Here is a 23,356-nt window from a genome sequence, read left to right on the forward strand (position 1 = left end):
CGTCCATGGTGGACCATGGGTCCGACAACGCCCCCGACGGGCCGTCAGGGCGGGCTCAGCCGCGGTGGCCGAGCAGTCCGTGCAGCGTCGCGCCTGCCGAGGACGCACCGTCCGAGGCGGTGGACAGCGCCGCCTTCGTGCTCTGCGGTTCCGGATCCGGCAGCTTCTTGCACACCGCGTCGGCCACACCGCTGCCGTGCGGCACCTTGCCGTTGGTGAGGTACGTCGCCAGGTACTTGTCCAGGCAGGCGTTCCCGCTCAGCGTGATGCCGTGGTTCCCGCCACCCTGTTCGACCACCAGGCTGGAGCCGCGCAGTGCGTGGTGGACCGTCACGCCGCCCTGGTAGGGGGTGGCCGCGTCGTTCGTGGCCTGGAAGAGCAGCGTCGGCGGCAGCGCCTTGTTGGCGATGTTCACCGGCCGCAGCGTCTTCGTCGGCCAGAACGCGCACGGCGCGTTGTACCAGGCGTTGTTCCAGGCCATGAACGGCGCCTTGCCGTACACCGCCCAGTTGTCCTTGCGCCACTGGTTCCAGTCGCGCGGCCAGGACGCGTCACGGCACTGCACCGCGGTGTAGATGCTGTAGCCGTTGTCGCCGGAGGCGTTGACGGCGCCGAGGTTCTCGTAGGCCGCGACGAGCGGGGCCGTGTTCTTGTCGTTCACGTAGGCCGCGAACGCCTTGGCGAGGGAGGGCCAGTAGCCGTTGTAGTAGCCGCCCGGAATGAAGGTGTCCTCCAGTTCGGAGGCGCCCACCTTCTTGCCCGCGGGGTTCTTGGCGAGTGCCCCCCGCATGGCGTACCACTTGGCCTCGACCCCGGCCGGGTCCGTGCCGAGCTTGTAGGTCGCGTCGTGCTTGGCGACCCAGGCCATGAACGCCTGGTGGCGGTCGTTGAAGGCGTAGTCCTGGCCGATGTTGTCCTCGTACCAGACACCGCTGGGGTCGACGATGGAGTCGAGCACCAGACGGCGTACGCGCTGCGGGTAGAGCTTCGCGTACACGGCACCGAGGTAGGTGCCGTACGAGTAACCGAAGTAGTTGATCTTCTTGGCGCCGAGCGCGGCGCGGATCGAGTCCATGTCCCGGACCGCGCTCACCGTGTCGATGTACGGCAGCAGGTCGGCGTACTTCTTGCCGCACGCCTTGGCGAAGGCCTTGGCGCGGTCGAGGTTGGCCTTCTCGATCGCGGGGGTACTGGGCACGGAGTCCGGGCGCACCGGGTTGAACGACCCGGGCCTGCAGTCCAGGGCGGGCCTGCTGGCGCCGACGCCGCGCGGGTCGAAGCCGATGACGTCGTACTGCGCCGCCACTGCCTTCGGCAGCGAGGAGGCGACGAATCCGGCCAGCGAGAGCCCGCTGCCGCCGGGACCGCCCGGGTTCACCAGCAGCGGCCCCTGGTACGTCTTCGCGGTGTGCGCGACGCGTGAGAGGGCGAGGGTGATCTGCCGGCCGTGGGGCTTGGAGTGGTCCAACGGCACTTTCAGGGACGCGCATTGGAGCGTCGGATACCTGCTGGTCCCGCACTTCTTCCAGGTGGGTTTCGCGGTGGTGAGGGTGGTGCGCGGTGCGGTCGCGGAACCGGCGCTCGCGTCGGCGGGGATCGACGTGATCATCCCGGCCAGCACGGCCGCCGCCCCGCACAGAGCAGCTGCGCGTTTCTTCACAGAGCCTCCCAAGGACGGAGGATTTTGAGCCGTGCACGCCACGGCCTTCGCCGCATCGTCCCGGAAAGGGGCCCCGGAAGAACTCGTTCTGGAAAGTCTTGACCCGATTGAGCCGTGTGATCCGCTCGGATGCCGTCAGGGACGGTCCGGGCAACGGCCGTTCGCCGTGGTCAGAGCAGGGTGAGCTGGGTCGGCTCCGGCGTGGCGGGCGCCACGGGCTCGGCGGGCTCCGCGGGCGCGGCGATCCTGCGGGGCATCCCCGCGCGCGTGGGACCGATGCCGTACTCCTGGCCCAGCTCGTGGACCTGACGGGTGATCCGGCGCTGGTACCACTTCGGGGCGTACGCGCCCTCCGCGTACAGCCGCTCGTAACGCCGTACGAGATACGGGTGGTAGTGCTCCAGCCAGGCCATGAACCACTCCCGGGCGCCGGGCCGCAGATGCAGGACGAGCGGGGTCACCGAGGTGGCCCCGGAGGCGGCTATCGCCCTTACGGTGGCCCGCAGTTGGGCCGGGCTGTCGCCCAGGAAGGGGATCACGGGGGCCATCAGGACCCCGCAGCCGATGCCGTGGTCCGTGAGGGTGCGCACGACGTCCAGGCGGCGTTCCGGGGCCGGGGTGCCCGGCTCGACGGTGCGCCACAGCTGGGAGTCGGTGAATCCCACGGAGACCGAGATCCCGACGTCGGTGACCTCGGAGGCCTGCTTCAGCAGGTCGAGGTCGCGCAGGATCAGCGTGCCCTTCGTCAGGATCGAGAAGGGGTTCGCGTGGTCGCGCAGGGCCGCGATGATGCCGGGCATCAGCCGGTAGCGGCCCTCGGCCCGTTGGTAGCAGTCGACGTTCGTGCCCATCGCGATGTGCTCGCCCTGCCAGCGGCGCGAGCCGAGCTGGCGGCGCAGCAGTTCCGGCGCGTTGACCTTCACCACGATCTGGGAGTCGAAGTCGAGTCCCGTGTCGAGGTCCAGATAGCTGTGGGTCTTGCGCGCGAAGCAGTACACACAGGTACTGCTTCTCCCTCGGTATCTTCTCGTGTCCGAAGCGGGAGGCCTGAGGCAGGGTCGTTTCAAAGTCCTGTTTGCGGGTGATCGTGCAGGTCAGGCGATGCCGAGTAGGTCGAGCGGCCTGTTGAAGGGGTCGTGGCCGCCGCGGTCCGGGCTCTGGGCCTGGGCTGGGGGTGCTTCACGTCGAGCTGCGGCTGACGGCGAGCGGTCCCCGCGTGATCGAGGTCAACGGTCGGCCGGCGGGGGACCTCATACCACTCCTCGTCGAGCGGGCCACCGGCATCAACATCCCCCAGGCCCTGGCCACCCTCGCCACCGGCGAGACGCCCGCCCTAAGACGCCACTTCACTTGGTCAGTCTGCGGTGGCATATGAGGGTCGCTGATATGGCGGTGAAGGCGAGGAAGTGTTCCGGCTTGCGTTCGTAGCGGCGGTGGAGGCGGCGGCAGCCGGACAGCCAGGACACGGTCCGTTCCACGACCCAGCGGTGCCGGCCCAGGTGTCGGGATGACTCGATGCCCTTGCGGGCGAGACGGTGCCGGATGCCGCGGGAAGCGAGCCATCGCCGCATGTACCGGTAGTCGTAGCCCTTGTCACCGTGCAGCTTGCTGGGGCGCCGGCGTCGCGGGCCGCGACGGGAGCGGATGGGCGGAATGCCACGGACCAGCGGGATGAGGGCCTGGCTGTCGTGGCGGTTGGCGGCGGAGATGCCGACCGACAGGGGCAGACCGCGACGGTCGACGATGAGATGGATTTTCGATCCCTTCTTGCCGCGGTCGGTCGGATTCGGTCCCGTCAGCTGCCCCCTTTGAGGGCCCGGACGCTGACGGAGTCGATCGCACACCGTGACCAGTCCAGCTCGCCGCGGGGCACTGTCACGTTGGCTGGCCGGTGGGATGATCTTCTGGTTGATCAGCCGGGGAAGGGTCGTCCGTGGGGAGCGCGTCGCTGTCGTACGAGGGGCACCGGTACCCGGTCGAGGTCATCTCCCACTGTGTGTGGCTGTATCACCGCTTCCCGCTGTCGTTCCGCGCGGTCGAGGAGCTGATGCTCGAGCGGGGCGTGACCGTCTCCTACGAGACGGTGCGCCGCTGGTGCGGCAAGTTCGGGCAGCGGTACGCGAGCGCGCTGCGCCGCCGGCGGCCTCGGCCTGGGGACAAGTGGCACCTGGACGAGGTCTGGTGGTGATCAGGTCGCGGAGCCAGCGGTGGGCAGCATCGCGATCGTGGCGCGTAGGCCCGTGGGGAGTCCGTGCGTGCCGAGCAGCGCCGGGGCGACGGTGATCAGGTCGTGGGTGGCCACCATGCGCAGTGCCAGGGACAGTGTCGGCACGGTGTCTGCCTGCGCGTGCTCGGTGAGTCCCGCACGACGGTCGACGAGTTGCGCCAGGGTGCCGTCGACATGCAGATCGGCGTGCCAGGCGAGGACGAGGGGAATGGAGGGGGCGGGCTCCGGCAGGGGGTAGCTGCGGACATCGGTTCTCCCCCTCTCTAACGGGCCTGGCAGTGCGTCAGGCCCGGCTGGCGGACCTGCTTGAACGGGCGGTGGCGGAGCGAACCAGGTGTTCCAGCAGAAGCTGAAAGCGCAGTTCACGAGGGTCTGGTGGCGCCGGATGGCGGCATCGGAGCGGACCTGGAAGTCGGCCCAGCCAAGTTCGTCCTTGACCTGCTTGTAGCTCTGTTCGACCCAGTGCCGCAGCCCGTAGATCCGCACGATCTCGGCGAGGGCGGCGGGCGGGTAGGGCGATTCGGCGACGCGTGGGGAGCCCGGGCGGGGCAGGTCGGTGGCCAGGTACCAGGTCGCCTTCGCCGGCAGGGTGGCCGGGTCGGCGGTGGCCACCACCAGGCGGACGTTCCCGTCCGGGCCCCACCAGCCCAGCCGGGCCTCGGCGGCCCACCAGGTGGTGGTGTGCCCGTCGCGGAAGGTGCGCTCGATGCGCGTTCAGTCCCCGGGGTGTTCGGGGTCCCGCCAGGACAGGCGGAGGGCGGCGTCGACGGGAGTGTGGACGTCGGGGCCGTAGGCCCAGGTGCCGTGCCGGGGCTTGAGGGCCATCACGAACGGCAGGCCGGTGTCGTGCAGGCTCGAGCGGAAGCTGTCCTGGTCGCCGTAGGCGCAGTCGGCGGCCACCGCGCGGAAGACCAGCCCGGCCGCCTTGGCCTGGGCGGCCAGGTCGGCCGCGATCTGCAGTTTGGTGCGGAAGCCGGGATCGTTCTTGCCGCGGGGGAAGTGATGGGCCGGGGTATAGGGGCAGGAGTGCACCGGGTAGTAGACGCGCTCGTCCGCCCAGCACGTGGTCACCGTGACCACACCACGGTCGATCTTCCCCACCGAGCCGAGATACTGCTTGCCCACATGCGCGGTCGCCGTCCCGTCCTTGCGGTCACCGGAGTCGTCGATGACCAGCACCCCGCCTGGGTGCGGGGCGGTGGCCGGGTCGGCGAGCAGCAGTTCCAGGCGGCGGGCGTTGACTGTTTCCTGGTCCCAGGCCGACTCGGACAGGAAGAACTGCAGCCGCTGCACCGCTGCGTGCTGGGCACCGGCAACCGGCTCGGCGCCGGCCAGGCAAGTCAGCGTCTTGTTCCGATCACGGGGCAGCAGCAGCCCGGCCAGGTACTCACGAAACCCACGTCGCTGGGCCAGCGTCCCGAAGAGATCATCGAAGCGAGCGGCGTACGCTTCCAGTGGACCGGGTGCGGGTGGACACGGCAGTCGCTTCGTCATCTCGGGCTCCCCAGGCCGTAGTTGACGCCTTCACCTCACGGCTTACTCCCGCAAGAACCCGCCGTCAACAAACCACCGCTAGTGTTCTGAGTCGGGAATTCTGTTCAGATAGCTGGCGAGGCGTTCGAGGATCTCGTCTGCGGTCTTGGTCCAGACGTAGGGCTTCGGGTCGGTGTTCCATGCGGCGATCCAGTTGCGTATGTCCTTCTCCAGGGCCTGGACGGATCGGTGGACGCCTCGCCGTATCTGCTTGTTGGTCAGCTCGGCGAACCACCGTTCCACCAGGTTGAGCCAGGACGACCCCGTGGGTGTGAAGTGCAGGTGGAACCGGGGGTGGGCCAGCAGCCACTTCTTGATGGCCGGGGTTTTGTGGGTGGCGTAGTTGTCGCAGATGAGGTGAACATCCAGCGTGTCAGGCACCTCTTTGTCGAGCTTGATCAGGAACTTCTTGAACTCCTCAGCTCGATGTCTGCGGTGCAGGGAGCCGATCACTTTGCCGGTGGCGACCTCGAGCGCGGCGAACAGGGGGGTGGTGCCGGCTCGGATGTAGTCGTGGGTCGCCCGCTCGGGAACGCCGGGCATCATCGGCAGCACGGGCTGGGACCGGTCCAGCGCCTGGATCTGCGACTTCTCGTCGACGCAGAACACCAGGGCCCGCTCGGGCGGGTCCAGGTAGAGGCCGACGACATCGTGGATCTTGTCGACGAAGTACGGATCGGTCGACAGCTTGAAGGTCTCCGACCGGTGCGGCTGCAGGCCGAACGCCCGCCAGATCCGTGACACCGACGACTGCGAGAGGCCCATCTCCTTGGCCATCGACCGCGTCGACCAGTGCGTCGCGTTCTTCGGAGTGGATTCCAGCGTCTTGGTGACCACCGCGGCGACCTGTTCGTCCGTCACGGTCCTGGGGCCGCCCGGACGTGGCATGTCACCCAGACCGGCTATCCGGTACCGCACGAACCGGGCCCGCCAGCGGCCCACCGCATGAGGTGTCGAACCCAGTTGCTCCGCAACATCCTTGTTCGACGCGCCAGTTGCGCAGGCCAGGATGATCCGGCACCGCAAGGCCCACGCCTGCGGCGTGGAACGACGCCGCACCCACTCCTCGAGTGCGGCTCGTTCCTCGTCCGACAGTGTCAATTCGGCCTTCGGCCGCCCCGTCCGTGCCATAGAGCAAGCCTATACATCTGAATGGAATTCCCGACTCGGAACACTAGTAGGGCCCGCCAGACAAGTTCCAAGGTAGGTTAGCCTAACCTCACTGTTTGGCCAGGGGGTGGGTGCCGTCCGCCGGAATCTGCGGGCTGCCTGTGTGAACGCCTGGGTGACGGTTTGGCCGTCGGGGCTCAACTCCCTTGTGACACGAGTCGTTTTCAGACATGACGCGCACTCAATGAGACAAGTGCTGCGCGCCCGCCGGGTCAAAACTGGATGGATCGGGGCGTAAAGGGAGCTGATGTGCGTAATGAACGTTGACGCGCTTAAGTAATGACGTCTTTACTTTCCGCTTACTGTGAGAATCATGTGAGTGGAGTGAATGCAGTGAAAACGGGGTGGGGCGTCGTGGAGCCCATGTGGAGGTCGCGAAGACTGTCCGGCCTGCTGTTCGGGGGCGTGGCCGCGTCGTTGGTGCTGACGGCGCTGCCCGTACTCCCGGTTGGGACAGCCGCCTCGGCGGCTGCCGTGGACGCAGCGCCGGGGGTGGTGGGCGAGTCGACCGCGCTGGCCCGGGCGCAGGCTTCCGGTGAACCCGTAGAAGTGACGGCGGACCGCACCGAGTACTCGACCACCAGCGCCAATCCAGACGGATCGTTCACGCTGAGGCAGGCGACCACACCGCAGCGGGTCAAGAAGAGCGACGGGTCCTGGAGTGCCGTGGATCCCACGCTGGAGCGTAGGGCCGACGGTCGTATCGCCCCCAGGGGAGCGGTCGTTGACCTTTCCTTCTCCGGCGGCGGTCCGGGTTCGGACATGCTCGACCTGGCCAAGGACGGCCGGTCGATCACCTTGGGGTGGGCCGGTCCGCTGCCCGAACCGACGCTGGATGGTGCAACGGCCACCTATGCCGAGGTGTTGGCCGGGGTGGATCTTCAACTGACGGCCACGGCTGAGGGCTACCGCGAGGTGCTCGTCGTCAAGACGTCCGAGGCCGCTCAGAACCCCGCGCTGGATCAGGTCAGGCTCGCGGCCTCGGGGGACGGTCTGACCGTGGTGCCCGGCGCCGGTGGCGGTCTCAGGGCCCTCGACGAGGACGGCAACGCGGTTTTCCGTGGGCCCGCCGGGCAGATGTGGGATTCCGCCGGCGGCACCGAAACCGGGTCGCAGACCCAGCTCCTGAGGTCCGCTGCGGACGTACCCGCGAACGGGGGACCGCAGGACGACCCTTTGCAGCCCGGTGACGGCGACGCCAGTGCCGTGCTACCGGTCAAGGTGGACGACGGCACCGTAGCTGTGCACCCGGACTTGGCATTGCTGCGCGGCGCGGACACGGTCTACCCGGTTTACATCGACCCCTCCGTCGGCCTGGGTGTCTCGGAGCGCACGAAGCTTTCCTCCGACGGCGACAAGTTCTGGATGTTCGACGGGGACAAGGGTGTCGGCAAGTGTGGCACCGCGGACGGGTACTCCTGCGGCAGTGGCTACGTAGACCGCATGTACTTCGAGTTCGCGCCCACCAAGCTGGCCGGGAAGTACGTGCTGGACGCGACGTTCCGTGCCCGTGAGACATGGTCGTTCAACTGCGATCCGCACTGGACCGAGCTGGTGCGCACGGACAACATTTCCGAGGGCACCCGGTGGCCGGGACCCAAGCAACTCGACCTGATGGGTGACCGCTACGTCTCGGCGGGACGAGGCTCCCTGTGCAGCCCGGACCAGCCGGATGCGTGGATCGAGTTCAATGACAACCCCGATGAGCCGGACGAGAATCTGAAGAATACGGTCCGCTCGTTCGCGGATGGCAAGATCAGCCGGTTGACGCTGATGCTGCGGGCCAAGGACGAGGGCGATCCGCGGGCTTGGAAGCGGTTCGACGACAGCGCCGAGCTGCAGGTCACGTTCGCCTACAAGCCTGGCGTGCCCACGGACGTCGGTCTCATTCCGGGCAATGGCACCACCGCTTACTGCAAGAAATCCACCGATCCGCTCATCGTGACGCGCAAGGATCCGATGGTGCAGGCCCGGGTGCAGACCCTGGTGGAGTCCCACAAGGGCAGCGAGGAGGGCTCCCTTCAGGCCGAGTACGTCATCGAGCGCGGTGACGACTCGCCCTGGCACGAGGCGTGGACCGGTTACATGCCGAACCCCGGTTGGCACCCCGACGAGACCCTGGAGAAGCTGCGCACCAACGACCGTGCTGATGGGGGCCTGTATCGCTATAGGGCGCGGACGCAGTCGCACTGGTCCTACGACGGCAAGAGCGGCGACCTCTGGTCCTCGTACAGCTCCTGGTGCTACTTCAAGATCGACTCGCTGGCACCGAAGATGCCCCGTGTCACTGCCGTTTCCCCCTACACCGAGTGCGGCACGCTCTGCGACGGCAAGGGAGGCCCGGGTGTGCCCGGTTCCTTCACCTTCCAGCCCAACGCCGCCGACATCGACGCCGCCGGGCATACCGACGTCAAAGCCTATGAGTGGAAGTTGCTGTCCACGCCGGCCCGGCAGGTAACTGGCGGCCTCAAGGCCGACGTCACGGATGTGACACCTCCGCTTTCCGGCACCCAGGTTCTCTCGGTACGGGCCAAGGACGTCCACGACCGGTGGGGTACGCCCGCGGAGTTCATCTTCAAGGTGGCTCCAGCCGCAGGCGCGGTCGGCCGCTGGCACTTCGATGACGGGGCGCCCGGCTCCGGGGTGACGGTGGCGAAGGACACCGCCACCGAGGGAACCCGGCACGACGCCACGCTGCAGACCGCGGGCGCGGGCTGGTCCACCTTGGCGCGCCGCGGCGACGCCGACTACTCACTGTGGCTCAATGACGGTTCGGACGACGCACTGCGCTCGGGATACGCCGCCACCGCAGTCCCGGCCGTGAATACCAAGGACTCCTTCACAGTCTCGGCCTGGGTCTACCTGACGGACGCCTCGCAGAACCACGTGGTTCTGTCGGCGCCAGGCACGAACGCGTCGGCGTTCACGCTCTACTACTCCACGAGCTATAAGAAGTGGGTTTTCAACCGCACCGCCGCGGACGTCAAGGACAACCCGGTCTACCTGCGGTCGATCGCTGACGCCGGGCCTGCGCCGCTGAATGCGTGGACACACCTGGCAGCCGTATTCGACACAGGAAAGGACACGGACAAGACGAACGACACCATCCAGCTCTTCGTCAACGGTCGGCCGCAGGGCAAGCCGGTGGTGTTGAACTCGCTGTCCTCCGCATATCAGCCGTGGACGTCCTCGGCCGGTCTGCAGTTCGGCCGCTCCCTGGTCGGCGGCGCCTACGGGGAGAACTTCCGCGGGCGCGTCGACGAGGTCTCCGTGTGGCAGGACGCCCTGAAGCCCAAGCAGATCGCCGCGGAGGCGCAACTCCTTCAGGACGGCGTTGCAGCCAACGAACTCGTGGCGCACTGGGACGCCACCTCCTCGACAGGTAACCAAGTCAAGGAGCTGTCGCCCTACCCCGCACCGGCGCTGTCGCTGTCACCGACGGGTGCCGTGCTCGACGAGGAGAACAACTCCCTTGTCCTGGACGGAACGTCGGGTTACGCCTCGGCGACCGGCCCGGTGACTGACGAGACCGGCTCGTTCACCGTGTCGGCGCACGTGAGGCTGAACTCGTCGCAGCTGGCGTCCAAGCCGGTGGGCTATCAGGCCCAGGTGGCGGGACAGGCGATCGGCGGTGAGTCCTCGTGGGCACTGTGGGTGGTCAAGCCCGAGACCGGCGTCTACCAGTGGAAATTCACCCGCACCGCCGTCGGAACGGATGGCAAGGTCACCCAGAGCGCGGAGGTGGCCGCCGGTGATGTCGCCGAAACGGACACAGGGGTTGACGTCACCGGTGTCTTCGACGCGCAGGAGGGGTGGCAGTGGACCGATCCGGGCGATCCGTCCAGGACCGAGGAGCGGATGGGGCGACTGCACCTATACGTGGGCGGGGGCGAGCAGCCGGGTGAGGACAGGTCCGGGTTCTCCGCGCTCCAGCAGGGCACCGGAGCGCTGTCTGCAGGTCGCGGCGCCGCAGCCGGATCCACGGACTACTACCTGCCTGGAGCCCTGGATTCCCTGAGGGTCTGGACCGGAGCCCTGACTGCCGACCAGATCCGCTCGCAGGTCCTGGCCACCCCAGACAACATCTGAGCCCAAGTCGTCGTCCACCGTCGGGCGGCCTGCGCCGTGAGCGCGGCCGCCCGGCAGTGGTGGCACGTGCGGTGCTCCTTTTCTTCTTTCTCTCACCCAACCCAATGGCACGCGCCGGGCTCAAGGCTGCCCGTGTGCAGGAAGAAGTCACATGAACCCCTTCGGCATACCACGGCCTGGACCGGCCCGCGGTGGCGGAACAAGAAGACGCTGGTCCCGCCGCATAGCCGCGCTCACTGGACTGGCCTTGGTTCCCGGCCTTCTCACTCCCGTCGCCTTCGCCGCGGAGGCCGATCCCCTGGGCGACCCCGGACTGAAGGCGCCACGCGCCGCCAAGGTCAGCCCGTTCACCGCCGAGGTGAACAAGAAGGCCGCCGACACGGTGAAGAAATCCGCCGCAGCGGATCAGGCCGCGGCAGCGCGAGCGCGCCTTGACCAGCAGCAGCGGACCACTTGGCCCACATCGGGCAGGACGTCGCTGAAGGTTCCGTCGAGGGGCACGGTCAAGGCGAGCCCGGGTGCCCTGCCCGTCACGGTGGCCAGGCCTGCCATGGGCAAAACAGCCGCGTCTCTGACGGTGCAGGTGCTGGACCAGAAGGCGGCGCAGTCGCTCGGTGTCAAGGGCGTGGTCCTGAAGGTCACCGGGCCCAAGGGCGGCGGGAAGGCCCGCCTCGGTCTGGACTATTCGGCCTTCGCCTCGGCCTACGGTGGCGACTGGGCCGGGCGCCTGCAGCTCTCCCGGCTGCCGGACTGCGCCGCGGATGATCCGTCCAAGGCCAAGTGCCGCAAGCGTACCGGCCTCGACTCCAGCAACGACCGTGCGAACGACCGCATCTCGGCACCGCTGAGTCTTGCGTCCAACGGCGCGCCGATGATGTTGGCACTCGCGGCCGGTACCGGCGCCAAGTCCGGCAGCGGTGACTACAAGGCGACCCCGCTGTCCGCTTCGTCCACCTGGGAGGCAGGGGGTTCGTCGGGCACGTTCACATGGTCGTACCCGCTGCGAGTGCCGCCCGCCGCAGCGGGTTCCGAGCCCGCCCTGTCCATCTCGTACGACTCCGGCAGTGTCGACGGGCGTACCGCGAACACCAACAACCAGGGCAGCCAGATCGGTGAGGGTTTCGACCTGACCTCGTCCTTCATCGAGCGCAAGTACGGCTCGTGCGACGACGACGGGCAGAGCGAGAAGTACGACCTGTGCTGGAAGTACGACAACGCCTCGCTGGTGCTGAACGGCAAGGCCACCGAGCTGGTCAAGGACGACACCACGGGCAAGTGGCGGCTGAAGAACGACGACGCCTCCACGGTCACCCACTCGACCAGCGCGGACAACGGCGACGACAACGGTGAGTACTGGACGGTCGTCACAGGCGACGGCACGAAGTACGTCTTCGGTCTGAACAAGCTCGATGGCGCGGGGGCCGACGACCGCACCGAGTCGGTGTGGACCGTGCCAGTGTTCGGGGACGACGCGGGCGAGCCCGGATACTCCGACGGGACCAGCTTCTCCGGCCGGGACAAGAAACAGGCCTGGCGCTGGAACCTCGACTATGTCGAGGACACCCACGGCAACGCGATGTCGTACTGGTACACGGCCGAGCACAACAACTACGACAAGCTCGGCGACGACAACACCGGCACCGATTACATCCGCGGGGGCTACCTGAAGGAGATCCGTTACGGCCAGCGCGCCGGCGCGCTGTTCTCCGGCTCGCCCGCCGCGTCAGACAAGGTCGTGTTCTCCTACTCCGAGCGTTGCCTGGCCTCCGGGACCGGCTGCGACTCGCTGACGAAGGACACCCGGGACAACTGGCCCGACGTACCGTTCGACACCATCTGCAAGGACGGCGACAAGTGCACCGGCAACGTCGGTCCGTCGTTCTTCACACGCAAGCGCCTGACCACCATCACCACCTCCGCGTGGAACGCGGCGGCATCGACTCCCGGCTTCGAAGCCGTGGACGTCTGGGCGCTCAAGCAGCTGTACCTGGATCCCGGTGACACGGGTGACTCGACCGACCAGTCCCTGTGGCTGGACGAGATCAAGCACACCGGCAAGCGGGGGACGGACCTCTCCCTGGACCCCGTCAGGTTCACGCACGAGATGCGGCCCAACCGCGTCGACGGCGCCGCCGACGACATCCTGCCGCTCAACAGGCCGCGCCTGAAGACCGTCACGTCCGAGACCGGGGCGAAGACCATCGTCACCTACGCGGACGCCGACTGCGTCGCGGGCCAGAGCATGCCCAAGGTCGACGCGAACACCAAGCGCTGTTACCCCGTCTACTGGTCCCCCAACGGGGAGAAGGACCCGATCCTCGACTGGTTCCAGAAATATCCGGTCACCTCGGTTACCTCCACCGATACCTACGGCGGATCGGAGAACGTGCAGCACACCTACCAGTACTCCGGTGGCGGTGCCTGGCACTACAACGACGACCCGATGACTCCCACCAAGGAGCGCACCTGGTCCATCTGGCGCGGCTACGGGAAGGTCACCCACCTCACGGGCAATCCCGGGCGCACGCAGAGCAAGACCGTCACCGTGTACATGCGGGGCATGAACGGTGACCGTGTCCTGGGCCCGGACGGGAAGACCCCGGACGCGGATGCCCGTAAGCCGGTGAAGGTCTCCGGCATCAAAGCCGCGGAGATCACCGACTCGGACGAGTACGCGGGATTCACCCGCGAATCGGCCACCTACGACGGTGACACCGAGGTCTCGGGCACGATCAGCGACCCCTGGTCGAAGCGGACGGCGACCCAACACAAGTCGTACGCGGACACCGAGGCGTACTACGTGCGCACGGGGGCCACTCACGCCCGTACATACATCACCAGCAAGCTCACCCCGTACGACCGGGTGCGCACGGTGAAGACCACCTACGACGACTACGGCATGGCCGACACCGTCGAAGACCAGGGTGACGACGCGGTCAAAGACGACGAGAAGTGCACCCGCACCTGGTACGCCCGAAACGACGACAAGGGTCTCAACTCCCTTGTCTCGCGCACCCGTACCGTCGCCAAGACCTGTGCCACCGCCGACTCGGCGCTCGACCTGCCCGCGGACTCGTCGCGTCCGGGCAATGTCATCTCCGACACGGCGACGATCTACGACGACACCGCGGCCACCGTCTGGTCCGCGAGCCAGAAGCCGACCAAGGGCGATGTGGTCTGGACGGGCCGGGCCAAGGGCTACGGCAGCGACGACGCTCCGACCTGGCAGAAGACCGCTACCAGCACCTACGACGGCCTGGGCCGCCTGCGTGTGGTCAAAGACACCAATGACAAGCTCGTCGCCGACACCACCTACGTTCCGACCGGCGGCGGACCGCTGACCTCCAACAGCGCCAGCAACTTCAAGGGGTACACGACCACCACCGCGGTGGACTTCGCGACCGGTGCGACGGTGAAGGTCAACGACCCCAACAACAAGGTCACGGAATCCGAGTACGACAGCCTCGGGCGTGTCACCAAGGTGTGGCTGCCCAACCGCCTCACGGTCCTGAAGAAGACACCGAACTACGTCTACGACTACAAGATCACAAGCTCCGCCATGTCCTGGGTGTCCACCAGCGCCCTCAAGGGCGACGGTTCCGGCTACAACACGAGCTACACCTTCTACGACTCGCTCCTGCGTACCCGGCAGACCCAGTCCCCGACCCCGCAGGGTGGTCGGCTCATCTCCCTGGGCCTGTACGACTCGCGAGGGCTGGCCATCACCCAGCAGTCCGACATCTGGGACAGCACCTCGACGCCGGCGTCCACGCCGGTCGAGACCTCCGAGGGTCAGGCCCCGATCCAGACGGACACGACCTACGACGGCGCGGAGCGTGCGAACAAGGCGGTGACCAAGGTCCACGGTGTGGCCCGATGGACCACCGAGACCACGTACACCGGTGACACGGTGTCCACGACAGCTCCCGCAGGCGGTCAGGCTACGGCGGTGGTCGCCAACGCCCTGGGCCAGACCACGGAACGCCGCGAGTACCCGGGTCCCAAGCCGACCGGTACTGCTTACACCACGACCGGCTACACCTACCGGCCAGGCGGCCAGCAGGAAACGATCACCGGCCCCGATCAGTCGAAGTGGTCGTACGAGTACGACCTGTTCGGACGCCAGACCGCGGCTGTCGATCCGGACAAGGGCAGGGCGGCGACCGAGTACAACGTCCTCGACCAGGTCACGAAGACCGTCAACGCCAACAAGTCGAACAACACACTGCTGTACGAGTACGACGATCTCGGCCGCAGGACCGGCATGTGGCAGACCGACAAGACGGATGCCAACAAGCTCGCGGCGTGGGGCTTCGACGCCGTGGCCAAGGGACAGCAGGACACGGCCACGCGCTATGACGGTGGGGTCGCCGGCAAGGCGTACACCCAGAAGGTCACGTCGTACGACAACCTCTACCAGGTCACGGGAAGCCAGCTACTCCTGCCTGAGACCGATCCGCTGGTGACCGCAGGCGTGCCGAAGGCGCTGTCGTTCACCACCAGTTACAACCTGGACGGAACCGTGGATCAGTCCGCCGCACCGGCGGTGGCCGGCCTCACGGCGGAGACGGTCAAGTACGGCTACAACTCCACTGGCCAGCAGGTCACCTCAAGAGGGACGACGGGCTATCTCCAGGGCGCCGGGTTCTCTCCGCAGGGCGACCTGGCCAAGCTCGCCCTGGGCATGGACGGGGGTGATTCGGCGAAGAAGGCCTATCTCATCTGGCTCTACGAAGAAGGCACCCGGCGTCTCACCCGGGCCCAGGTGACGGACGACGTTCACAGCTACCCGGTCCAGGACCTGAACTTCAAGCAGGACGACGCGGGCAACGTCACATCCATCTTCGACACCACCACCCTGGGCGGCAGCGCCAAGGCCGACTACCAGTGCTTCGCCTACGACGGCTACAGCCGTATGACCGAGGCCTGGACGCCGAAGACCGCGGACTGTGCCGCGACGGGCCGCGCGATGTCCAATATCGACGGCGCGGCTCCGTACTGGACGTCCTACACGTACAACGCAGGTGGTCAGCGCCAGACGGAAACGCAGCACGCGACATCGGGTGACAAGACCACCACGTACAAGTACGACGACACCACGGACAACAAGCCCCACACGCTGGACAAGACGACGGGCGCCACGACCGGCAGTTACGTCTACGACAGCACGGGCAACACCACATCCCGCCCGGGCCCCACGGCCCAGCAGACCCTGGCCTGGAACACCGAAGGCAAGCTGGCGGGGCTCACCGAGAGCACGAAGGAGACCAGCTACCTCTACGACGCGGGCGGCGAACTGCTGATCCGCCGGGCCAAGGGCGACGGGGACACGATCCTCTACCTCGGCGGCGGCACCGAGGCGCGGCTGACAGTCAAGGGAACGACGAAGACCCTGTCAGGCACCCGCTACTACGCGGCCAACGGCCAGACCATCGCCGTCCGCACTGCCACCTCCGGTGTCTCAGGCACGAAACTCAACTTCCTGGCCACGGACCACCATGGCACCTCCAGCATTGCCCTGGACGCCAGCACCTACACGGTCACGAAGCGCTATAGCACCCCGTTCGGTGCCCTCCGAGGTACGAAGGCCACATCGTGGCCCGACGACAAGGCATTCCTGAACAAACCAGCGGACGACTCGACCGGCCTCACACAGGTAGGAGCGCGCGAGTACGATCCGTCGCTCGGACAATTCGTCAGCGTTGACCCGGTACTTGCCACGGCCGCACCGCAGTCACTCAACGGATACTCCTACGCCAGCAATAGCCCGGTCACCAACGCTGACCCGACCGGAATGTGCGCCGACATCGACTGCCCGACCCGACCCGGCCCTGACTACGAGAACACCACACCGGGCCACACACCCGGAAAGAAGAGGAAGTCAGCGAACAGGCGATACGCCGACAGCGGACAGACCTACAACGCTGGAGGAACTGCCAGTACGGACAGTTCCGGGAACACGGACAGCGGTCCCCGCTACTCGTGCAGCGGAATGGGACTCACCGAAATCTGCAAACCAGTTACAGGTCCTGGAGACGAAAAAGAAAACCGGGGAAGTAAACTTCACTTCCCCGACACAGGGTGGTATGGCCCGCAACCCGAGCTCGGCTGGATGGCGCTGATCAGGCAGATCATCGATGGCCCAGTTTGCAATCCCGGGTATCCGTGTGAAAACGGATCGATTGGGATTGTTCCAATTGGCCCTGACGGTCCGCTTGGTGGTCGTCCTGGGCTATCTAAAGGTCGTCTGCAACAACTGAGCGGTGACTCCTACGAGATCTCTCTAATGGAGCGGTTTGGTGGAAAACTGGGACCGGATGGGAAGCCGGGGTTCAAGGTTGGTAAAAGACAGTTCGATGGGCGCTACACCCCTGAGGGGTCTTCTCGGGAGGTGTGGTATGAAGCAAAGAGTGGGGAATACTGGGACCGTCTCAATCGTGACCCCGATGAGATGCTCGTATTTAAATCGAAACTCGGTGAATCTCGGAAGATTGCGACAGAAAATGGCGCAGACTTCCGGGTGATATCCGAGAACCCGGTCCCGCAGAATATGCAGGATTATTTCCAGAAGAAAGGGTTTGAGTGGGGAGTTGTTCCTCGGGGATGACTCGGAAGTTTAGGTAGAATGTAGATCGAAGGGGTGCTACTGGCGCCCCTTCGATGTTCTAGTGAGGAGCGGTGCTCGTGAGTAGGTATGTAAGTATTAAACTCGAGTTTAACAATGAACTGTCGATCCCGGAACTCGTTGGATCGCTGACGCGTAGCGGTTGGCGATTGGATGACGGCGGTCATATCAACTACCTTGTGGAGTCGGATATGACTGATTGGGATACCAAGCCTCTCGACGCTGCCCCTGCTGTTATTGAAGAGATGGATCGAGCTCGAGAGGCTCATGGGGCTTGTGCAATGATCCTCACCTGGGGTGCCACGGGAATCGGAGGCTCTTTCCTTGTGTTGTCTGGCGGGCAAAAGCTCATGCTGGACCCGAGGGTGGACACTGTCTATCGCGAGGATGCTGGCGACTACGTCGACTTTGAGTGGTATCTCGCAAAAATCCTTCCTGTAGTCAGCGGGCTCGGGCTAACCGGCTACACGGTTGCGGATCTGCCATCTTAACCAGAGCAGCGCAAGAGCTTGAGAATTCTTGAACTGCAGGCCATGGTTGTGCGTCAGCATGTAAGCGTGATGCTTGAGACCGCCGGGACCTTCTCCGGGCCGGGCGGTTAGGCGGCGCGATGTGCCCGCGCAGTTCTGTCGCGCTGCCCAGGTGGTAGGGCGCGAGCAAGAAGTCTCGTTCAGGTGCGCAGGCTCCGGTTCCTTCGATTTGGGTTCGCAGTAGACCCGACGTCGACTCCGGCCTCTGAGCACTCAGCCCGGATCCACCGGCTTGATTGTGGTGTGATCGGTTCGGGGTCGTGCAGGGCGTGTCGGGGCTGAGTTGCGGATTCGGGCGTGGGGCGGCCGCTGGTCTGCCCAGCCTTTCCACTTTTCCGCAGTTCTCGGGCCCTTTCGGGCAGGTCGGTCGGGGAGTGTCAGGGGGCTGGTGGCGCGTGCACGATGCTGAAGAGCTGGGTGAAGTCCGTGCTCCAGGGCCAGCGTTCGGGCAGGTGCAGGGTGAGGCGGCGGGCGGAGCGGGCCAGGCGGGCGGGCACGTTGATCAGGTGGTCACGGATGGTGGCGGTGGTCGCTCTGGCATGGAACGTGCCGGCCAGTGCGCCAGCGGCGCGGGTCAGGTTGTGCGCCAGGGCGGCCAGGGCGAGCCACGCGGCATTGGCCTGGAAATGCCCGGAGGGTGCGTGGGCGAAGGCGCTGTTCTTGACATCCGCGATCACCTGCTCGACGACAGCGTGCCGTCGGTGATCACGCTCGGCATCGTTCAAGGAGAGCGGGGAGTCGGTGAACGCGGCGTGGTAGCGCCAGGTGTCAAACAGCGTGCCCTGTCCGGCGGGGACGGTGCCAGTGCTCAGGCGTTTGACGCGGCGCACGATCAGACGGGCGGTGACCTGCTGCTTCTTCGGCTTGGAAGTGAAGGCGGTGTAGCCGGTCTCGGCTATCTCGGCGTCGGAGATCCAGCACTGGCCCTCCTCGTCCCAGACCGCCTTGGGGTACTTGATCGGCATCCAGGCGTCCTCATCGATGCGGGCGATGGCGGCCTTGACGGAAGCGTTCATCCGCACGGTGATGGAGAACCGCGCGCCCAGCGCCCGGCAGGAGTTGACGACATCGGCGCCGTAGAACGCCGAGTCCGCGCGCATCACCAGCAGGCCATTCGCGCCGCAGGCGCGGGCGGTGCGGATGGTCTCGGCGACGAACGCTGCCGCCCCGCGCGCGGAGTTCGATGGTCCCTTGCGCAGCCTCGTGGCGGCGATCACCGGGGCGGCCAGGGGTGTGGAGACGATGCCGAGCAGCGCGTTCAGGCCCTTGACCTTGCTGTATCCGTAACCGGTGCCCTGCTTGGCGTAGCCGTAGGTGCGGCGGATGGTGTCATCGATGTCCACGTAGGCGACCTGGTCCGCGCCGGGCAGCAGCGGGGCGTGACGGGCCAGTTCGGGAAGGAACCGGCGGGCCACGGCGTGCAATTGCTTCACATGCCCGTGCGTGAAGGAACGCAGAAACGACCCCAGCGTGGACGGGGCCCGCACACCGGAGAACAGGCGGCCCATCGCGCCGTGCCGTAGCCGGTGCATGTCATCGATGCTGTCGGCGCCCGCGACCATGCCGCCCACCAGCGACATCACTTTCGCCGCGGGGAAGGCACCGGTGCCGTCCTTCGAGGCCGGCAGACGGATGTACTCCCCGACCAGTGCGGGCAGACCGCACCGCTCGGCCAACCGCACCACCGGCTCCAGGCCGCCGTACGCGATTAGGTTCGGGTCGTCGAACGCGGATGAGACCGCCGCTGCGGCATGGGAAGATTGCATCTCGGAAGTGCCTTGCTGATCGCGCCTGATGTGGTCCTAGAGAAACCCCATCATCGCAGGTCACAAGGCACTTCTTCGTTCCCCGAGAAACTGTCCACAGACATCAAGCCGGTGGATCCAGGCTCAGGCATGAGCCGCCCGCCACGGGGGAACCCGGCGGGCGGCTTCGTCATGTCCAGCTCGCCCAACGCACTTCGACCGCGGTGGAGCGCAGGCCTGCGCCGGCCGCAGAGGCAGAAGACCCGCCGGTGCGTGCCGCGTGTTGAGTGCCACTGAAAATGGTTCTGGCCGCAGTTCCGTGAATGCCCAGGTCGGGTGCCGGCAGGGTGGCCAGGATCCATTGTCATAGGGTCGTGGCAGAGTGCGCGGTCATGGAGATCGACACGTTCTGGCACGTCATCGAAGCCGCGCAAGCCGGGGCCGCCGCAACGGGCGAGCCATTTGACGAGGTTCTCGTCAAGCAGCTCGCGGATAGACCGCGGCAGGAGATTCTGGAGTATTCAGAACGCTTCGATGAGCTGCACGACGCCCTGTATCGCTGGGATGTGTGGGCGGCTGCTTACCTCATCGGAGGCGGGTGCTCCGACGACAGTTTCATGGACTTCCGCGCTGGTGTGATCGCCTTGGGCCGTGAGTGGTACCGGCGCGTGGCCGCTGACCCCGACAGCCAAGGCTTCGGCGTAGTCGCAGCATGTCCGGTTCGTGATCGTGTGACGACGCCGAAGCCCTGCCGCGTGCGGGCTTGGACCGGCTGCCATTGATGAGTCGCATCGGGACCGGTACAAGTGACGAGTGACAGAACCTCTTGTCCCTCGCCCGGATGGCCGCGTCGCGTCGAAGCCGGGACGGTGGACCCAGCAGTCAGCGGGTGCGATGTTCGCCGCCGTCGCAGCATTCCTCATCACTCGCGACGTCACGTTCGGGTTCTTCACTCAGACGCTGCCCGACTGGGCGTACACCGCTACGGTCCTCACGGGACTTGCTGTGTCGGCCCTCGCCTACAGCCTTGCCGTGTTGTGGCTCAGGCGATTGCCCTAGCAGGGCTCACGGCAGGCTGCAGCGTTGCTCACGGGCATCCGGTTCGTGACAATCCGCCGGCTTGGCGGTCATCCGGGAGTTGACAGGCACGGGCTCCCAAGATCATGGAGTCCTACCTCCCGTGATCCAAGTGGAAGACCGTGCCTGCCGACGCATCATCTCTGATCCTGCCTGCCCTTGACCAACTGCGTGAGAGTCCGCAGGTCGGACCCGAGGAGGTCCCGGGCCTGGTGGAGCGGCTGGCCGGGGTGCCGGACCCGCGTGACCCGCGCGGGGTGCGCCACCGCCTGGCCGTCGTGCTCGCTCTCACCGCGTGCACGGTGCTGGCCGGAGCGACCTCGCTGCTGGCGGTCGGCGAATGGATCGCCGATGCCCCTGGGTATGTGCTGGAACAGGTCGGTGCTGACTCCTATCCGCTTCTGCCCGGGCGGGTCCTGCCCGCTGAGACCACGGTCCGCCGACTGCTGGCCCGCATCGACGGCGACGCGCTGGACCTGGCTGTCGGGAGCTGGCTCGCCGACCGCCGCCCGAAGGCGACCGGGCTGCGCGGACTCGCGGTGGACGGCAAGAGCCTGCGCGGCGCGGCCAAGGCGAAGGGCCGCAAGATCCACCTGCTCGCCGCACTGGAGCACGCCACCGGCCTGGTCCTGGCCCAGCTGGATGTCGGCGAGAAGACCAACGAGATCACGTGCTTCCAGCCGCTGCTGGACACCGTCGCCGACCTGGCCGGCGCCGTGGTCACCAGCGACGCGATGCACACCCAGCGCGAGCATGCCGACTACCTCCTCGGGAGGGGCGCCCACTACATCGTGATCGTCAAGGGCAATCAGAAGAAGCTGCGCAGACAGCTGGGGTCTCTTCCCTGGAAGGACATCCCGCTGCAGGGACGCACCCGGGGCATCGGCCACGGCCGCGCGGAGATCCGCCGGATCAAGGCCGCCACCGTGAACAGCCTCCTCTTCCCCGGAGCCCGCCAGGCCGTCCAGATCAAGCGCCGGCGCACCGACCGCAAGACCGGCAAGACCACCGTCAAGACGGTCTACGCCGTCACCAGCCTGACCGCCGAGCAGGCCACCGCGGCCCAGCTCTCCGAACTCGTCCGCAACTACTGGAAGATCGAGGCCCTGCACCATGTCCGCGACACCACCTTTGCCGAGGACGCCTCCCAGCTGCGGACCGGCAACGCGCCCCGCGTCATGGCTACCTGGCGCAACCTCGCCATCGGAGCCCTCCGCATGGCCGGAGTGAAGAACATCGCGGCCGGCCTCCGCCGCAACGCCCGCGACCCTCGCACTCCTCGGCCTCGGATGATCACGAACCGGACGCCACGCGACTACGCCTCGACCCCGCCGCCATCACCCGGATCGCCCGAGCCGCCCTCGTCCTGCTCCAGATCGAACACGGACGCACCACCTGACGAAACTCACGAACCGTCACGAGAAGTTACCGAGAAGACCTCAATGACAGACTTCTCCTGCAGCGGGACCCCTGACCTTGATCGACTTTCTTCGCCGATCGTTGATCTATCAGGTGGTCCCGTTGCGCTGTTCAGCAGGGCTTGACGTACAGCTCACGGGCCAAACGCAACGGTGTTGATCTCTCGTCCCCTTCGTCCGAGAACGGCGCGACATCCGCCTCGGCGAACTCAAACTGCACGAACTGCCCTGGCCCCGCGAACAGCTCCTGGATCTCGACGCCGCCGAAGTCAACCTGCGGGTGACCCTCTCCTACTTCATCGAGCCCAACCCGGGCCGCCGAGGCATGCTCGGACAACACACCTACGCCTCCCACCGGCTCCGCTTCGCGCTCAAGGGCCCCTACGAGACCACCCGGCAATTCGAAGGCCGCATCGCACAAGCCGCGCAAGCCGAAGATGACGCCCGAACGGCCATCCGGCCCTTCGACAGCGACCCTAACTGGCTCGTCGGCCCGACCAACCGCGTGCGCGGCTGCCTGCCCGCTGACATCTGGCGAGGAACTGCCCGGGAACTCGCCGACTGCGGCGTGCTCGCCGTCTACCCCGCCGGCGGCTGGTGGAAGTACAACAACAGTGCCGACCGAGTCGGGCGCCCCGCGACCTACGGCCTGCTCGTGTCACTGACCACACCCGAAATCACCGCCGACCTCTACACTCCAACCGCCATCCAACTCGGCGTCCCTGTACCGACAGAGATCACCAGCGCCGTCGAAACCTCCATCGACTCGCGACTGTTCTAGCAAACTGGTCCGTACCATGCGCCTGATGCGCGAAGACGGCCTGGAGGCGTCGTTCGCAGCTGGCGGCGTCGGATGACCAGCCCGGAGCCGACTGCCTCGTGCAGATCAGCGCGTTCACCTGCAGTGCTGTCCCGGGCAGTGAGCATCTCCTGGGTCTGCTGCTGTTTCAGGATCACTGTGCTGCTGTGCTCAATGAAGTCGGCAACGCCCTGGGGGATGTCATTTCTCCGCTCGCCCAGCCACCTCTGCGCCTCCGCCACCCGGGTAGCGGACAGCAGGTCTTTGTCTCGCGCGCGCTCCTCCATCACTGCCAGCCACTGCTGGAATACGGTGTCTTCCTCCACCCACGCCGACAGGCGGCCCCACTCCCTGATGAGGGTTTCGTGCGCGATCTCCGCAGTCTCCGGGCCTCCGCTGCCGAGGACGACGAGACGACCGTTCTGTCTCCCTCGTTGGTGCACGTCGAGGCACCAGGTCGTGATCAAGGAACACGCAGTTCAG

10 protein-coding genes and 4 pseudogenes are annotated in these 23,356 nt (G+C 66.6%); 7 read left to right on the forward strand and 7 right to left on the reverse strand.

Annotated features, from left to right (window positions below; all coding sequences use genetic code 11):
* Nucleotides 1-55 precede the first annotated feature (55 nt).
* From FNV62_RS40820 to FNV62_RS40835, 3 genes and pseudogenes are all read right to left on the reverse strand, one after another.
* Nucleotides 56-1,660: an alpha/beta hydrolase gene (locus FNV62_RS40820; RefSeq protein ID WP_143656188.1), complete on the reverse strand. Its 1,605-nt coding sequence runs from the start codon at nt 1,658-1,660 to the stop codon at nt 56-58.
* A gap of 170 nt (nt 1,661-1,830) precedes the next feature.
* Nucleotides 1,831-2,682, reverse strand: a pseudogene (locus tag FNV62_RS40825) (radical SAM protein); the annotation flags it as partial.
* Between the two features lie 324 nt (nt 2,683-3,006).
* Nucleotides 3,007-3,527, reverse strand: a pseudogene (locus FNV62_RS40835) (IS5 family transposase); the annotation flags it as partial.
* A 66-nt stretch (nt 3,528-3,593) separates the two neighbouring features.
* On the opposite strand from FNV62_RS40835, the pseudogene FNV62_RS40840 reads away from it, so the two are divergent.
* A pseudogene (locus FNV62_RS40840) lies at nt 3,594-3,839 on the forward strand (IS6 family transposase); the annotation flags it as partial.
* Nucleotides 3,840-4,005: 166 nt separating this feature from the next.
* On the opposite strand, the pseudogene FNV62_RS58105 reads toward FNV62_RS40840, so the two are convergent.
* A pseudogene (locus tag FNV62_RS58105) lies at nt 4,006-5,381 on the reverse strand (IS701 family transposase); the annotation flags it as partial.
* A 78-nt stretch (nt 5,382-5,459) separates the two neighbouring features.
* Nucleotides 5,460-6,551: an IS630 family transposase gene (locus FNV62_RS40850; RefSeq protein WP_144315962.1), complete on the reverse strand. Its 1,092-nt coding sequence runs from the start codon at nt 6,549-6,551 to the stop codon at nt 5,460-5,462.
* A 402-nt stretch (nt 6,552-6,953) separates the two neighbouring features.
* Here FNV62_RS40850 and FNV62_RS40855 point away from each other — a divergent pair, with 402 nt between their 5' ends.
* From FNV62_RS40855 to FNV62_RS40865, 3 genes are all read left to right on the forward strand, one after another.
* Nucleotides 6,954-10,679, forward strand: coding sequence for a LamG-like jellyroll fold domain-containing protein (locus FNV62_RS40855; RefSeq protein ID WP_205522309.1), 3,726 nt, complete (start codon nt 6,954-6,956; stop codon nt 10,677-10,679).
* Between the two features lie 151 nt (nt 10,680-10,830).
* Entirely contained in the window at nt 10,831-17,286 is a 6,456-nt protein-coding gene (locus FNV62_RS40860) for an RHS repeat-associated core domain-containing protein (protein ID WP_143656190.1), read from the forward strand.
* 77 nt (nt 17,287-17,363) lie between these two features.
* A complete protein-coding gene (locus FNV62_RS40865) occupies nt 17,364-17,795 on the forward strand; it encodes a hypothetical protein (protein WP_143656191.1) in 432 nt (143 codons plus the stop codon).
* Between the two features lie 416 nt (nt 17,796-18,211).
* On the opposite strand, the gene FNV62_RS40870 is transcribed toward FNV62_RS40865, so the two are convergent.
* Nucleotides 18,212-19,600: an IS1380 family transposase gene (locus tag FNV62_RS40870; protein WP_144314448.1), complete on the reverse strand. Its 1,389-nt coding sequence runs from the start codon at nt 19,598-19,600 to the stop codon at nt 18,212-18,214.
* A gap of 371 nt (nt 19,601-19,971) precedes the next feature.
* On the opposite strand from FNV62_RS40870, the gene FNV62_RS40875 reads away from it, so the two are divergent.
* The 3 genes from FNV62_RS40875 to FNV62_RS40885 all read left to right on the forward strand — a co-directional run bounded on the left by FNV62_RS40875 (nt 19,972) and on the right by FNV62_RS40885 (nt 22,855).
* Nucleotides 19,972-20,361 (forward strand): DUF4240 domain-containing protein, encoded by a 390-nt coding sequence (locus tag FNV62_RS40875; RefSeq protein WP_225900554.1) that lies wholly within the window; start codon nt 19,972-19,974, stop codon nt 20,359-20,361.
* 507 nt (nt 20,362-20,868) lie between these two features.
* On the forward strand, nt 20,869-22,200 hold the full coding sequence (locus FNV62_RS40880; RefSeq protein ID WP_413083925.1) for an ISAs1 family transposase: 1,332 nt from the start codon (nt 20,869-20,871) through the stop codon (nt 22,198-22,200).
* Nucleotides 22,201-22,354: 154 nt separating this feature from the next.
* A complete protein-coding gene (locus FNV62_RS40885; protein WP_143656192.1) occupies nt 22,355-22,855 on the forward strand; it encodes a hypothetical protein in 501 nt (166 codons plus the stop codon).
* Here the strand turns inward: FNV62_RS40885 and FNV62_RS40890 are convergent.
* The gene (locus FNV62_RS40890) at nt 22,852-23,340 is read right to left on the reverse strand and encodes a hypothetical protein (RefSeq protein WP_164657659.1); all 489 of its coding nucleotides are present in this window, start codon (nt 23,338-23,340) and stop codon (nt 22,852-22,854) included. The genes FNV62_RS40885 and FNV62_RS40890 overlap by 4 nt on opposite strands.
* Between the last annotated feature and the right edge of the window lie 16 nt (nt 23,341-23,356).

The organism is Streptomyces sp. RLB3-17 (genome assembly GCF_007113425.2).
GTDB lineage: Bacteria > Actinomycetota > Actinomycetes > Streptomycetales > Streptomycetaceae > Streptomyces > Streptomyces mirabilis_D.